Origin of the sequence: Sphingobacterium thalpophilum, assembly GCF_901482695.1 — a bacterium.
GTDB classification, from domain to species: Bacteria; Bacteroidota; Bacteroidia; order Sphingobacteriales; family Sphingobacteriaceae; genus Sphingobacterium; species Sphingobacterium thalpophilum.
Genome location: NZ_LR590484.1, coordinates 415,676 through 429,985 on the forward strand (window position 1 = coordinate 415,676; position 14,310 = coordinate 429,985).

Below are 14,310 nucleotides of genomic sequence, written 5' to 3' on the forward strand. Positions count from 1 at the left end.
GGAAAAAGCTGTATATTTGAAGCATATCAAAAAACAGGCAGATGCGTAACAGAAATAGCTTAGACAGGCTAAAAAAAGGGGAAAAAGCGGTGATTATTGATTTTGATTCGCACGATATTCCAGCTAAATTTTTCGAGCTGGGTTTTATACCCGGTACTGAAGTTGAAGTGAAACATATCGCTCCAATGAACGGTCCCATATGTTTAAATATTATTGCTAATAACGCCTTGATTGCAATCCGCAGATCAGAAGCTAAAGTCATCCTTATCGATCAGAAATAATGAATAACCCGATTATTGCACTTTTGGGTAATCCAAATGTGGGTAAAACCTCTCTTTTTAACCGGATTACAAAATTAAATCAGAAAGTAGGGAATTATCCCGGCATCACGGTCGAAAAGCGTGAAGGCCAAGTCAAAGCCAACAACAAGATATACCGCATTATTGACCTTCCGGGTACGTATACGCTCTTCCCGAGCTCTATGGACGAAGAAGTAGTCTTCAACACCTTGGTCAACAAAGGCAACAGCTTTAGGCCCAACCTAGTTGTTGTTGTCTCTGAACCGACCAACCTGAAACGGTCTATTATCCTCTATCAGCAGGCGCGCGAACTTGGCCTTCCGGCGATCTTCGTGATCAACATGATTGATGAAGCCAAAGAAAAAGGAATACACATCGATATCCCGAAGCTCGAACAGCTGCTGAACACCAAGGTTTATGAAACCAATGCCCGTACAGGGCAGGGTATTGATCAGCTGATCAAGAATTTCGACGCTGTGCCACCGATGTATATCAGCAATTTTAGCCTGCCTGCAGCCGCCAATGAGGCACTGGAAGAAACAAAACGACTATTTCCGCTTGACACGGAATACCATACCTGGCAGTATCTCGCCAAGGGCGAAGTTTCTTTTCTCTCCAAAGAAAAGAATGATGCTATTCAGCGCATCCGCGACAAATATGCGCTACAGGCCCAGAAGCTGCAAAAGGAAGAAGCAATCTCACGAAGTAAATCCCTGGACAGCAGCCTGTCCGAAATTTATAGGAAGGATGACACGGCAAACAAGAACAAGACCAGCAGTATTGACAGCATCTTGTTGCACCCCGTTTTGGGCTATATGATCTTCTTTGGCATCCTATTCCTGATCTTTCAGGCCATCTACACCTGGTCGGGCCCTGCAATGGACTTTATCGATGGGCTCTTTGGTGATCTGGCAGCCTATATACAGACCACTCTTCCTGCCGGTCCGCTCACAGACCTGCTGAGCAACGGTATTATCAAAGGTATTGGTGGTATCGTGATCTTTATACCGCAGATCGTCATTCTGTATATTTTTATTTCCATTATGGAAGAGACCGGCTATATGAGCCGCGTGGTATTCCTGATGGATCGCTGGCTCAGGCCTTTTGGACTGAATGGCAAATCCGTCATTCCGCTGATATCCGGTGTAGCCTGTGCCGTACCTGCAGTGATGTCGGCTCGCAATATCGAAAACACAAAGGAAAGGCTTGTAACTATCCTGGTGACACCTTTCATGACCTGTTCGGCGCGCCTGCCGATCTATATCGTATTGATCGGCCTGGTCATCCCCGACACAAAATTTGCCGGATTCCAGCTGCAGGGAATGGTCCTGTTCGCCATGTACCTATTAGGTATTTTTGCAGCTTTACTTTCAGCAATCATTTTGACAAAGGTGATCAAATCAAAGCACAAATCCTTTTTGATATTTGAACTTCCGACGTATAAATCTCCCGACTGGAAAAACGTAGCGTTGAACGTATGGGAAAAAGCCTCCAGTTTCGTATTCGGCGCCGGTAAGATTATCCTGGCCATCTCAGTGATACTCTGGGCACTGGGCAGCTTCGGGCCAAATGACAAATTCAGCAAAGCCGAAGAGTATGTCAAGCAAAACAATCCGAATCTTTCCGACGAGGACCTCGACCATGAAGTATCGTCCTACCGCCTCGAGCATTCTTTCTTAGGCTATCTTGGCATGGCTATTGAACCTGTTGTCGAGCCGTTGGGTTATGACTGGAAAATGGGTATCGGTCTGATATCCTCCTTTGCAGCACGCGAAGTGTTTGTCGGCACCATGGCAACAGTATACAGCCTTGGCGATGAAGTTGATATTGAAGATGAAGCAACCAAAACGACAGTGCTCAGTAAAATGCGGAACGAGATCAACCGCAACACAGGCTTACCGGCCTATAATTTTGCTTCTGGAATATCACTGCTGCTTTTCTACGCTTTTGCGATGCAATGCATGAGTACCATAGCAGCGGTAAAAAGGGAAACTGGCTCCTGGAAATGGACGTTAATTCAGGTAGGCTTTATGACGGGACTGGCTTATTTCAGTGCTTTAGTAGCTTATCAGCTATTGAAATAACCTTATCAGAACACGGATAAAAATGATAATATAAAAATAAACTCCCATGGATAATTTAACAGTACAATATCTCATCGTTGGAATTTTGGTGTTGGTGGCCGTATGGTATGTCGTTAGGAATATCCAGAAATCACTCAAAGGTAAATCCGGCTGTTCCAAGGGCTGTGGATGCAGCTGCTCTACCCCGGAAAAAACCCAAAAAGCAAATTAATTTATCTCTAAATGTATCATTTGCAAACAATATTTCGTTTTTGGTTAGAGTGGCCAAAAATCACACTAGCTACTACAACAAAGAGACCGTCTCATAAATAATGATGAGGCGGTTTTTTATTTAGTACAATTTTGAAATTATCCCTCATCGTCAGCAAATGCGGCAAAGCAAGTTCAGTGATCCCTTTTTTTGAAAGAATACGAAGCAATAATCTCATCCACCGCAAAAAGGACGGACAACGTACGTAAAATATTAAGGGTTTTAGTAACTTTATGGCTTGGTACAGCAGTTCATTTGTAGCATCCACGCACATATGATATAATCAGATAAGCGATCGGCATACGATGGAGCTCAATGTCCAGGGATAGAAACGGTAACCGTATTAACCATACAGATGGAGAAACAGCATAATAAAAACTCAAAACAATTAAGGAGAGGACTGCAAAATAGACATATTCAGCTCATCGCATTAGGCGGAGCCATTGGCACAGGACTCTTCCTGGGTATTGGAAAGGCCGCCACGTTAGCGGGGCCGGCCGTGATCCTCGGCTATGCATTCGCAGGAATAATCGCTTTCTTTATTATGCGGCAGCTTGGCGAAATGGTGGTTCAGGAACCTGTCTCGGGCAGCTTCAGTTATTTCGCCAATAAGTACTGGGGGCCCTTTGCCGGCTACGCTTCGGGCTGGAATTATTGGGTACTCTATATTTTGGTCAGCATGGCAGAACTGACCGCCATCGGTGTATATGTGCAGTTCTGGTGGCCAGAGATCCCGTTATGGGGATCAAGCTTGTTTTTCTTCTTTGCAATCAACGCCCTCAACCTCGCCTCCGTAAAAATTTATGGTGAAACTGAATTCTGGTTTTCCATCATCAAGGTTGTTGCCATTATCGCAATGATTGTTTTTGGAGCTTACCTGTTGATCAGTGGTACAGGTGGCGAACAGGCGAGCCTTAACAATCTCACGGCCCATGGCGGCTTTTTTCCCAAGGGCTGGTTTAACCGGGCCCCGGACGGAAGTTATGAAGGACTGCTGGCCGCGATTGCACTGATTATGTTTTCTTTCGGTGGGCTTGAATTGGTCGGCATCACTGCAGCAGAAGCTGAACATCCCGAAAAAAATATTCCCAAAGCAACCAATCAGGTAATCTACCGCATCCTGATCTTCTATGTTGGTGCATTGGTCATCTTGTTTTCATTAACTCCCTGGACGAATATCACCCCTGACACCAGTCCTTTTGTGCTGGTATTCGATAAACTTAAGGGTTTTGAATTCAGCTTGTTCGGCAATACCTTCTATTTCACAAAAATTATCGCCAACGCACTCAATCTCATTGTGCTGACAGCCGCACTGTCGGTTTACAACAGCAGCGTCTATAGCAATAGCCGGATGCTCTATGGCCTGGCTGAGCAAGGCAATGCACCAAAATTCCTCTCCAGACTCAACAAAAACCATGCACCTACCCATGCTATTTTGGTTTCGGCGCTATTCGCCGCCATCTGTGTGTTCATCAATTATGTTGCTCCTAAAAATGCATTGGAAATACTGATGTCACTTGTCGTCTCCTCGCTCATTATCAACTGGCTGATGATTTCCGTTACTCACCTTTATTTTAGAAAGAACAAACAGCAGACAGAAGAGCACACCAAATTCCCTTCATTTCTGTATCCATGGAGCAACTATATCTGTCTGATTTTTCTGCTTGCAGTCCTTGGCATCATGTGGATTACCGGCATGAAGCTGCCTGTTGAACTGATTCCGGTCTGGTTACTGTTATTGTATATCAGCTATATCGCAATCAAAAATACAAAGGGGAAGCAATAACTAGGGAGACCAGATTAGCAGCGGCAGAGCTGTTAATATCGAGTTAGACTACCTGCCTTGTGCCGTCCAGCTGGCAAACCAAGGGGCTAAAACAGCCCCAGTTGGGTGCCAGCATCTGGCAGACTAAAGAGCTCCCGTCTTAATGCCGGCAGACACCTGCCGTTCATATACTTTTGGACCGACAGTTTAAACAGCCGCTGCAGACTTTCAGCCATATTGCCGTCTCCCCTTATACGCCGGCCAAAATCACTGTCATTGATCTTGCCGCCGTGGCAGGCCTCAATCCAATGCAGGACTTTTTCTGCACGGTCAGGATAATTCTGATAAAGCCAGTCCTTAAAAATATCACCGATCTGTCCATTGAGCCGGACGATGGTATAAGAGGCTGTCACCGCCCCCGCATCTGCTGCTGAGCGGATTAATTCTGCAATCTCGTCACTATTGATACCCGGAACGATCGGCGCCATCATCAGCATCACGGGCACACCTATCCGCGTCAATCCCTCGATCAGCTTGAGACGGGCAGCTGCCGTTGCGGTCCTGGGCTCCATTTTTTGCCGCACTTCCTCTCGCAGTGAATTGATCGTAACCGCCACCGACACCAGGTTGAGTGCTGCAAGCTCCGCTAGCAGATCAAAATCTCTCCGCATCAACACATTCTTACTGATGATGGAAACAGGATGCCTATACTTGACCATAAGTTCCAAAATAGAGCGCGTGATTCCCAGTTTACGTTCGATGGGCTGATAACAATCAGTATTTCCCGAAAGCATGATCAGGTCCGGCTGATAGCTCCGCTTCCGGAATTCATGCTCGAGCAGCTGGGCAGCGTTGTGCTTGACCAGAATTTTCCGCTCAAAATCAAGTCCCGCACTGAATCCCCAGTATTCATGTGAATTGCGCGCATAACAATAGATGCAGCCATGTTCACAGCCTTGGTAAGGATTAATCGAACGTTCAAAACGCAAATCCGGACTATTGGACTTTGATATGATCGATTTGGGATGTGTAGCTATAAACTGCGTTTTCTCTGTCCCCAGAAATTCCTCATCAAGCCCTTCTATATGCTCCTGTACATATTGACTGGAAAAAAATTTGTTATTGGGATTGACCTGTGCCCCCCGCCCCTTAAAATATGATTCTGATGGATTCATGGATTAAAATTACTAATAATTTTAGTAATTTCCCCAAAAAAAATGTCATTTTATTTAGTCATAAGGAAGCCCTTCACTACCCTCATCCCCACCGTTTTTCATCAATTCGTGAATACGGTTTTCCAACACAGCTTTATGCCATTCGTCAACGATGTTGTAAACTTTATCCAAGGCATCTTTCTTTGGGCCGGAAAGTACAGCTTCTGTAATGCGATTCACAAAGCCTGCATACCGCTCCAAGTACTTTTCATCTTCTAAGTTTTCCAGAACACAGGTAATTGTAAACAAATTTGCCCATCGATCCGGATCAAATGGATTGGAGAAATATAGCCCCAGATCTACATGATTCAAAAATTGCTGTACCAGTTGTTCCACTGTCAAACCGAAGATATCACACACCTGCGACACAGGCTTTGGAACTGTAATTTGTTCTAAACTTTTCATCGTATTGTCGTTTTGTTCATTTCATTGTAATTTTCTAAAAACCGGTCCCGATAGATTTCAATGCGATCGGACAACCGGTAAAATAGAAAATAGCGCATCTTGAATTCTTGCAAGTCACACAAAAAATTCTTAAACCCCAAGCTATTTATGTGCCCGGCATCAGCTAGATCACCATAACCGCTCTGTACCCGGAGATATAGCCCCAATATCGGATTATGTTCAGTTTCATCGAGATGAACCCTAGCATACAGATCAGCCAAAGACACCCTTTGCATGATTGCATTTAATACGGGTATTGCTGGACAATTATGGATCATGCTCCATATCCGAAAATCACGGTTGAGGCGTATTGGAGTTTCTTCGTCCAAGTAGAGGGTAGGTCTTATCTTTACTTTCGAACTCATGATTAAAAACAGTTTATCTATAGTTTTCCTGGCCCGCCTCCGCTTCGCATTCCACGAATAATTACGATTCATGGCGAGTTTAAAAAGCTGTTTATATAAAGGAAAACACTGTCCCGCACTATCCTCATAGGAATAATTGGTTTTATAACCTCCCATTTTCTCTAACTCATCTTCTGCTTCCGCAAGGCCCTTTGCAACCAGGTCATACACAGAATCCTCTGCGGCAAAAACATTAACAAAGGCAAAGTGATCGATTAATAACTGTAAAAAATCCGCTACCTGGATGCCAAAAGCTTCACAAGCTATACGGAAGTCCATAGGTACCTCCAGAACCTCTTTATTTATTCTATTTTCCATTTTTGAATTATTTGTGCATAGTAAAACGATAGCCATAACTCCGCCTTTTTGTCCGCTTCAGGGGAGCAGTCCCTTTCCTACCCCATAATTTATCCAATTCAGTCTTTAATTGTTTCGGCTGAAAATGGCTACTGACATGTGTTCTTAACACGTTGAAAATCTCCAGCGCTGTAATATATCCCGTAAAACGACCATCCTTCATAAACATATCTATTATTATTCCGGCTTGTCTTAGTTCTTCTTTTACAGAATTTGAGGCCGATTGCTCCCTCCACTTTCCATCTTCCTCGGTCAGATCAAATACAGATATACTCTCCCGTTCATTTACATACCGCTCCATACGATAGCGAATCAGATGCCCTTCTACATTTATACTATGCTTATATGTGAACTTTGAAGTACCCTTTACCGAAGTCATCAACAGATTACCTTGTGGCATAACCTGCAACAGCTTCCCCATTAATTCAACACTGTAATCGAACACGACAAAACGCTCCAGATTACCTATAAAGTCATCATCCTTCCCGAGCAAAAAAGACAGTTCTTCTGCCGACCACCCCCTACTGATCCTATTGATCAGGATACAATACAAAAAATTGATGTATTGAGGCTTACAGGCCATCGTATAAGTTTCAAACTGTTTTTCCATATTTTCAATCAATTTGATTTCCAAAACACCATCAAGTGCGCTTAGACATTATTCCCATTACTCTAACTACATTAAAATTCCCACTGAGCGCAATTTTATGATTGATCGCTCTTGAGCAGTAAATCTTTAAATAGTATTATTAAATACATTTAAATAGATTATCTATACAAATATACAAATTAAACAAACAAAAAAAATAAAATTGTAAATATTTTCTATACAAATGGAGATAAAATAAAAACACGGAAGTTATCAGAAAACAATAATTTGCTCAAGTGCAATAAGCGGAAGCTATCCCATATTCATCTATGGATAACGTCCTGCACATTCACATACTAAGCGCCTCCAGTCCGACTTGAGTCCGTGTTCACTCCGTGTTGACAGCGACTGTATCACGCTCACAACCTGATATTATTTCCGGGACACCGCGTACATATTGTCTTTCTCCACCGAACCTACACTATCTTCACTGTAGCTATAGCGAGTCATACGGGTATCATTGTCATTTTTATAATCATGAAGTACCAGCAATTTCAAAATTCATAAATACCAGTACATTCCTTTTTTAAATGCGGCAAAAGTTATAATAAATTGCTTTTCAGCAATTTAAAAAACTAACTTTAGGTATGGCTATCATTGAAAATGGATATTTGAGAGGTCAGATCGGGAATTTGATCAATCGTAAAGTTGGCAACAAAAACGTGGTACAAACCAGATCCTCGGACAAAATGCGCCAAACTATATGGACTGAAGCTGCCGCTTCCGATTTCGGGACGGCGAGCGCAGCAGGAGCAATAATACGTAGGGCTTTCATTGCTGTACACCAAAAAATACATGACAGCGGAATGCACAACCGACTGGTGAAACGAATGCAGCGTGTACTGCTCGGTAATGGAAAACAGCCCCCCGGCAACCAACATGTCAACCGGGGAAATATCCAGCGACTGGTCGGCTTTCAATTTAACAAGAATTGTCATATCTACGATTACGTCTACTTCGACACCAATGTGACATTTTCAGCTACAGGTAACATCTTAATTTACATACCTGAATTGCAAGCAGAAACACATTTCCATTGGCCCAAGGCATGTAGTCATATCATACTAAAAATTGAGATTATAGGCTTATCTTTTGATCAAAAGGAAGCTCAGACGATCGGTTCCCAAGAAATCGAATTCACCCGATACGATAGACAACAACACCAGGCAAGGACACTCACTTTTGATTCACCTGACAGGGATTATGATACCATTCTTGTATCGCTTTCGACGCTATATCTTGACAAGAGAAGCAGTTATGCCATTCTTCTCAATTCGATCGACTTAAATCCTGCTGGGATCATAGCTGCACACAACCCCGAAAAGCCGTAATGAACTAGAATTGAAAAGCCTGACCCACAACAAAAATCCCTATGCTGTAGCAGCATAGGGATTAAACATCTTATTCGGAATGTGGGTCAGCCGTTATTATTTCATTAAAAAACCGCCACCGATCAAATCGTTACCTTCGTAGAACACGGCAGACTGCCCGGGCGCTATCCCCTTAACATTGTGTATAAAGTCAATGCGCACATGGTCTCCTTCCTGCGTGATCGTCGATGAAGCCCCGGGATCTTTATAACGGACCTTGGATATCGCTTCCATAGGCTGGTCGAGACGAGCATATTTTACAAGGTTGACATTACGGACGTAAGCATGGGATTTTTCGAGCTCATGCTCCTCCCCGAGGACAACAGTATTGCTTTCAGGAAGAATCTCGATCACAAACATGGGCTTGCCCAAGGCTATGCCGAGGCCCTTGCGTTGACCTATGGTAAAATAGGGATAACCGATATGTTTGCCAACAACCGTACCATCCGACAGGATAAAGTTGCCAGGCCCAATTTGCTGATCTAAGGTTGGCACCTTATGTCGCAAGAACGCGCGGTAGTCATTGTCCGGCACAAAGCAGATCTCGTAACTTTCTGATTTATTGGCGAGTTCTTTCTGTCCCATATCCAAGGCCATCTGACGGATTTCTTTCTTTGTGAACGAACCTAATGGAAACTGTGTCCGGGCAAGATTTTCCTGAGAAACACCCCAGAGCACATAGGATTGGTCCTTATTTTCATCTTTACCCTTAGATATAACGTAACGGCCATTGTCGTGCAAGCGGATATTGGCATAGTGTCCTGTTGCAATAAACTCGCAGTCCAGCTTATCGGCACGTTTCATCAACGCTTCCCATTTGATATGGGTATTGCACAGCACACAGGGATTGGGTGTACGTCCAGCGATATATTCCTCCACAAAATTGTCAATGACGAAGTCCCCAAACTCATCACGTATGTCCAATATATAATGGGGGAAACCATAGTTTACGGCTAATGTACGGGCGTCATTGATACTATCAAGGCTACAACAGCCTGTCTCCTTGGACGAACCACCTGCGGAGGCGTAATCCCAGGTTTTCATCGTAATACCAATCACCTCATACCCTTGTTCGTGGAGCATAACGGAAGCAACGGAGCTATCCACCCCTCCACTCATTGCCACCAAAACTCTTCCTCTTTTACTCATCTCAATTTATTGAAATGCAAAGATACGGCTTATTCCCTTTTGGATATGTTAGTTTCTTGTAATTTTATCTCGATCAAAATCAACCTGTTTGGAAAAACAGCAAAAATAATATCCAGAAAAGTTTTAGATTTCAAATTATCACACTATATTTGCAACGCAATCGGGAATAAAACGAAAGCAAAAAAGCGGTGCCATAGCTCAGTTGGTAGAGCAAAGGACTGAAAATCCTTGTGTCGCTGGTTCGAATCCAGCTGGCACCACGCTTCAATCTGAAGATTACAGATTTAAATAAAAAATCAAAAGGTGCCATAGCTCAGTTGGTAGAGCAAAGGACTGAAAATCCTTGTGTCGCTGGTTCGAATCCAGCTGGCACCACAAAAAACTTCCGTTCAAATGAACGGGAGTTTTTTTGTTTTAGGCCTCCCTTTCAACAACTGCCAATCAATCGTTTTTTGTCTGCAAAAAGTCCTCTCCATAATGATCCAGTATCCGGTTATAAGCCTCAGCGGCAGCTCCATTACCCCAATCATAGATCGTAAACTCACCTATCCCCAAACCATGCGCATTGGTCTCGCCACCATGTCCATAGTTTTCCATCATAAACCCATAGTCCTCTTCCCCGAAAAAGGGCCAGGCTTTCTCCCATTGCGCTTTGGTATCTGGATTTTCCGGACAGTACATCATGACAAAAGAGGCCCGTAACGCCGATAGTCCCCGCTGAATATATTCCTGTTCATTAAGGGCTCTACCATAGGCGATGATAAGCTCGGCGAAGAGACTTTGCCGAGCATCATTCCACTCGGCATCTGCATTCAGCACCCCAAAACCTCCTAAGGCTCTGACAGGAATAAAATGGGGCTGCCAAGCTGCCTGTGTCATCAACATTTCGTCCAAAGCCCGCTGCCCCATTGTCAAATAAGACTTCGCCTGTGTAAGCCGGTAACACTCCAATAACGCCTCTGCCGTCCAGAACATCGAGAAGTTATTCTGCTTATACATCTGATTGCGTGCTATTTTTTTCCCAACCCAATCTTCGGATCCAATCCGTGAACAGGACCAGTAGGTCTCAAAGTCTTCCCAGCGTCCACTGGGGACTATGTCTCTGATCACGGCGTCCATCGCTTTGAGAGCTGCGGCTTTATAGATTTCCTTTTTTGTCAGGCGATACAAGGTCAACAAAAAGGTTACCGACAGGGCACTTTCGGGAGACTCGTTCAGGATTGCCAGAGGCTGCAAAGTCTCCAGGTCTAGCCAGCCCGGAAAAAAACCGTTAGCCTGCTGCAGCCTAAGCAGCGCCTGAGCATAGTCCTCCGCATACTTCAGCAGCCGCACGTCCCTATCCAGTTCATCATACCAGCGGAGCATCAGCAAGGCCGTCCAGCTCATGTCCAAGATATGAAAAGGGGATATACGGGCATCTGATGTGTAAGGATTTCGGTTCGAATTGCCCCAATAAAAGTTGTCCCAACCTATACTCCCCCACACTTTCTTCCCTCCCTTTTCTCGCTCCTCCATCTCAGCACCAATCAGTCCATAGAAAAACCCTTCCTTTTTGGGAAAAGACAAAGCCAGTTCTTTTGTCAGGTTGGCTTTGCGCAACAATTCGGGGTCGGCATTCCTGCGCGCGAAGCGGTACAGCCCACTGGCAGAACGTAGCGAGCTAAACCAAGCTTGGTTCCAAACCGACCGGAACTCGCGCTCATTCACCTCCCCCACAAAGTTGGGGCTCTGTGTAGTGTTCACAATAAACGTCGGCGCTCCAACTTTCTTCCCGCCGATTTCAAAATCTTGCCATACCTGATCCACCCAGGACGCAAAAGCCCAGTGATAGCTATGCCGCACATAGGCATCTAGATTACCCGAAATCGGTTCGCCTTTTGTATACAGCCTGCTCCCCCATTTTTTCCAGAAAAATGCCAGCGGTTCACGAAAAGGGTTGTCCCTCACCTCCCGACCTGTATAAGACAGTATATAAAATCCAAATTCGAATTTTCCAGCCGAAAAACGGTTACCTTCCTTCCGCTGAAACAGCACATGATCGTCTACCTTAGCTTTCGCACGCCCCAAAGTCATCCTGTTCTGCTGAGCATCCAGATCCATATACCAATCCCGCGCTGCAGTAGCATTCAGCATATCGACATCGGGAATGACCACTACTTGTTTCTGGCCGTCTGCCATCATCATCATCGGAGCCCTGAACACATGCTGCGCAACAATATGCTTATCTGTCGGCGTTAAATGGGGAGCCCAATGGAAGGAAGCCTCGAATGTCGGCTCGATAGTTACCCTCCAATCGTCGCAACCTACCTCAGACTGAAGGTCAAAAGAGATATTTACCTTCATCACACCGCGACCAAGCCGTCGGACGCTTATATTGGCGGGCTTCCCCGCCAGGCTATCCACCTCCATACGCTTGATCAGCGGGTTGGGGCCCCTCTCTCCACCATGGGCATAACTGGAGTGTAATAGAAGAACATCACAAATTATGAATATCAGCCAACAGCAATAACGCAGGCTCTGCAATAAATTTTGAACAATCATATTAGCTCCTATTTACTGTTAATATCCCGGATTTTGTGTATAATTACCTTTGGCCCAATTAATCTGCGGTTGTGGTATTGGAAAATATTCGTCACGGCCAGCGGTAAAGCGTGCCCCTCCCATCCACCTAAATCTATTCTTTTCGACAGCAAAATAAGCATTCATCGTCTTTTCCAGAATGCCCCACCGTTGTAGGTCAAAAAAGCGTCTTCCTTCCCCGGCCATCTCCAGTCGGTTTTCCCATTGAACGGCCTTCCAGGCAAATTCCTTATCCCAGGTACAATTCACTCCGGGTTTATAGGTCTCAATCTTGTAATTCAGTATGGGCGTACCGTCCTTTTTCACCAGTCGCGCTGTACTCCTTGCCGCCCGCTCCCGTATTTTATTGATCAAAGGGAGTGCTTCATTCCAGCGGTCGAGCTGAATCAGTACCTCCGCTTTCCAGAGCAGCACTTCATCGTAACGGATCATACGTTTGTTCATCGAGTTAAACTGCCAGCCGTCGTAAAGCAGGCAATTACAATCGGGCTGAGGAAGTTCCTTGATTGATTTTAGGTAGCCATACTCGGCACCATTACGAATGCCCTTAGTTTCGAACAGCAGATTGGGATTATACTTCCATGGCTGTCCCGGAGCAGCAATGGTATGACTAAAACGTGGATCAAAACTGTTATTACCGAAAAAAGCTGCTTCCCCATCTGCATAACTACCATTATTATAGGTATCAAATAATGGCAGGCCATTAATACCGGTTTTAAAAGCGTTGGCCATAGTATAACTGATATGATGAAAACCGCAACATTGGAACCCACCCCATTGAAAAGGGTGGTTTAATCCTTCGCCACGGTTGATCTTACCTCCCGTAGAACTCCCGTCATCGATGGAATATTGAATCTCCCAAATGGATTCTTTTGTTTTGTTATCAAAAGCGATATCAAAATTCTCTGCAAAATCATTTTGAAGACCTACTTTACCACCCTCCTGATCGGTGAGTTTGTTCAGATACACCAGGGCTTCGCTCAACCTTTCCTTATTGATATTGACGACCGCATGCAGGTCATTCTGTTCGTAAGCCATAAACATCAGGGTTCGCGCGACCATCGCTGTCGCGGCATTTTTATCCACTCTTCCCTTCTCGGCCTGGGTCGCTGGCAATAACTGTTCGGCCTTCTTAAAATCATCTAATATGATTGTCCATAGGTACTGGTCATCGGGCTGCTCTCTGACCCTGTTGGGTACGGCCTCGAAGTTGGCACTCGTGCCGACGACATTTTCGTCAATATACGGAATATACTTCCAGAACTGCTTTAACCTAAAAAAGGTAAAGGTGCGTATAAATATGACCTCTCCCAAACGCGCGTTTTTGAGTGGGAAATCTTCGTCTTTGATTTGCTGCAGTTTCTGTATGGCTGTATTGCAGCGCTGGATAATCTGATAGGATACATACCAAGGATAATCCAGCGGCCAACCATTTGGATTAACTCCCACAAAAATCTCCATGTTGTGCCATCCATCACCATCCCATGTTCCGCCCCCTCCTTTATAGGAGTCGTCCGCACGCATGGACCCCGACCACCATGGTGAAAAAGGAGAATCAAATGATGGGATGTCGGTCATTCTTGCGTAGGCCGCTGTGACAAAACCTTCCATATCTTCAGGTTTTACCAGATAGGATTCATCCAGCACCTGTTTTGGGGAAATATCGAGAGAATCTGTACAGCCCATGACACACAGTAGCGATGCTGCAAGACCTAAGATTATTTTATATGTTTTCATAATAGGAA

Annotated in this window: 12 protein-coding genes and 2 tRNA genes; 7 read left to right on the forward strand and 7 right to left on the reverse strand. The window is 44.6% G+C overall.

Annotation, left to right across the window (positions count from 1 at the left end; translation table 11 throughout):
* Nucleotides 1-41: 41 nt before the first annotated feature.
* The 4 genes from FGL37_RS01715 (at nt 42) to FGL37_RS01730 (ending at nt 4,419) form a co-directional block, all read left to right on the forward strand.
* Entirely contained in the window at nt 42-281 is a 240-nt protein-coding gene (locus FGL37_RS01715) for a FeoA family protein (protein WP_028070026.1), read from the forward strand.
* A complete protein-coding gene (gene feoB, locus FGL37_RS01720; RefSeq protein ID WP_028070025.1) occupies nt 281-2,383 on the forward strand; it encodes a ferrous iron transport protein B in 2,103 nt (700 codons plus the stop codon). The genes FGL37_RS01715 and feoB overlap by 1 nt, the downstream gene beginning before the upstream one ends.
* A 46-nt stretch (nt 2,384-2,429) precedes the next feature.
* The gene (locus FGL37_RS01725; RefSeq protein WP_081817871.1) at nt 2,430-2,594 is read left to right on the forward strand and encodes a FeoB-associated Cys-rich membrane protein; all 165 of its coding nucleotides are present in this window, start codon (nt 2,430-2,432) and stop codon (nt 2,592-2,594) included.
* Nucleotides 2,595-2,988: 394 nt separating this feature from the next.
* Nucleotides 2,989-4,419 carry an amino acid permease gene (locus FGL37_RS01730; protein ID WP_028070024.1) on the forward strand — a complete coding sequence of 477 codons (1,431 nt, stop codon included), beginning with the start codon at nt 2,989-2,991 and terminating at the stop codon, nt 4,417-4,419.
* An 86-nt stretch (nt 4,420-4,505) separates the two neighbouring features.
* On the opposite strand, the gene FGL37_RS01735 is transcribed toward FGL37_RS01730, so the two are convergent.
* Genes FGL37_RS01735 through FGL37_RS01750 form a run of 4 tightly spaced genes read right to left on the reverse strand, consistent with a single transcriptional unit; the run spans nt 4,506 to nt 7,427 of the window.
* Nucleotides 4,506-5,573 (reverse strand): PA0069 family radical SAM protein, encoded by a 1,068-nt coding sequence (locus FGL37_RS01735; protein WP_028070023.1) that lies wholly within the window; start codon nt 5,571-5,573, stop codon nt 4,506-4,508.
* 54 nt (nt 5,574-5,627) lie between these two features.
* The gene (locus tag FGL37_RS01740; RefSeq protein WP_028070022.1) at nt 5,628-6,017 is read right to left on the reverse strand and encodes a hypothetical protein; all 390 of its coding nucleotides are present in this window, start codon (nt 6,015-6,017) and stop codon (nt 5,628-5,630) included.
* Nucleotides 6,014-6,778, reverse strand: a complete 765-nt coding sequence (locus FGL37_RS01745) for a hypothetical protein (protein WP_028070021.1) — start codon at nt 6,776-6,778, stop codon at nt 6,014-6,016. Before FGL37_RS01745 ends, FGL37_RS01740 begins: the two co-directional genes overlap by 4 nt.
* Before the next feature lie 7 nt (nt 6,779-6,785).
* On the reverse strand, nt 6,786-7,427 hold the full coding sequence (locus tag FGL37_RS01750; protein WP_028070020.1) for a hypothetical protein: 642 nt from the start codon (nt 7,425-7,427) through the stop codon (nt 6,786-6,788).
* Between the two features lie 626 nt (nt 7,428-8,053).
* On the opposite strand from FGL37_RS01750, the gene FGL37_RS01755 reads away from it, so the two are divergent.
* A complete protein-coding gene (locus FGL37_RS01755) occupies nt 8,054-8,797 on the forward strand; it encodes a hypothetical protein (protein ID WP_028070019.1) in 744 nt (247 codons plus the stop codon).
* A gap of 96 nt (nt 8,798-8,893) precedes the next feature.
* Here the strand turns inward: FGL37_RS01755 and mnmA are convergent, their stop codons facing one another.
* Nucleotides 8,894-9,985 carry a tRNA 2-thiouridine(34) synthase MnmA gene (gene mnmA / locus FGL37_RS01760; RefSeq protein ID WP_028070018.1) on the reverse strand — a complete coding sequence of 364 codons (1,092 nt, stop codon included), beginning with the start codon at nt 9,983-9,985 and terminating at the stop codon, nt 8,894-8,896.
* A 187-nt stretch (nt 9,986-10,172) separates the two neighbouring features.
* Here mnmA and FGL37_RS01765 point away from each other — a divergent pair.
* Nucleotides 10,173-10,245: transfer RNA gene (locus FGL37_RS01765), tRNA-Phe, on the forward strand.
* 42 nt (nt 10,246-10,287) lie between these two features.
* Nucleotides 10,288-10,360, forward strand: a tRNA-Phe gene (locus FGL37_RS01770).
* A gap of 66 nt (nt 10,361-10,426) precedes the next feature.
* Here the strand turns inward: FGL37_RS01770 and FGL37_RS01775 are convergent.
* Complete coding sequence (locus FGL37_RS01775) at nt 10,427-12,526, reverse strand: hypothetical protein (protein ID WP_197734441.1); 2,100 nt, start codon at nt 12,524-12,526, stop codon at nt 10,427-10,429.
* 18 nt (nt 12,527-12,544) lie between these two features.
* A complete protein-coding gene (locus tag FGL37_RS01780; protein ID WP_028070017.1) occupies nt 12,545-14,302 on the reverse strand; it encodes a RagB/SusD family nutrient uptake outer membrane protein in 1,758 nt (585 codons plus the stop codon).
* Nucleotides 14,303-14,310 lie beyond the last annotated feature (8 nt).

Bases quoted from the DNA above. Each gene is read 5' to 3' on its own strand.
- feoB (WP_028070025.1), top strand. From the start codon at position 281: ATGAATAACCCGATTATTGCACTTTTGGGTAATCCAAATGTGGGTAAA.
- FGL37_RS01750 (WP_028070020.1), bottom strand. From the start codon at position 7,427: ATGGAAAAACAGTTTGAAACTTATACGATGGCCTGTAAGCCTCAATAC.
- FGL37_RS01775 (WP_197734441.1), bottom strand. From the start codon at position 12,526: ATGATTGTTCAAAATTTATTGCAGAGCCTGCGTTATTGCTGTTGGCTG.
- FGL37_RS01780 (WP_028070017.1), bottom strand. From the start codon at position 14,302: ATGAAAACATATAAAATAATCTTAGGTCTTGCAGCATCGCTACTGTGT.
- FGL37_RS01715 (WP_028070026.1), top strand. From the start codon at position 42: ATGCGTAACAGAAATAGCTTAGACAGGCTAAAAAAAGGGGAAAAAGCG.
- FGL37_RS01730 (WP_028070024.1), top strand. From the start codon at position 2,989: ATGGAGAAACAGCATAATAAAAACTCAAAACAATTAAGGAGAGGACTG.
- FGL37_RS01725 (WP_081817871.1), top strand. From the start codon at position 2,430: ATGGATAATTTAACAGTACAATATCTCATCGTTGGAATTTTGGTGTTG.
- FGL37_RS01755 (WP_028070019.1), top strand. From the start codon at position 8,054: ATGGCTATCATTGAAAATGGATATTTGAGAGGTCAGATCGGGAATTTG.
- FGL37_RS01735 (WP_028070023.1), bottom strand. From the start codon at position 5,573: ATGAATCCATCAGAATCATATTTTAAGGGGCGGGGGGCACAGGTCAAT.
- FGL37_RS01740 (WP_028070022.1), bottom strand. From the start codon at position 6,017: ATGAAAAGTTTAGAACAAATTACAGTTCCAAAGCCTGTGTCGCAGGTG.
- FGL37_RS01745 (WP_028070021.1), bottom strand. From the start codon at position 6,778: ATGGAAAATAGAATAAATAAAGAGGTTCTGGAGGTACCTATGGACTTC.
- mnmA (WP_028070018.1), bottom strand. From the start codon at position 9,985: ATGAGTAAAAGAGGAAGAGTTTTGGTGGCAATGAGTGGAGGGGTGGAT.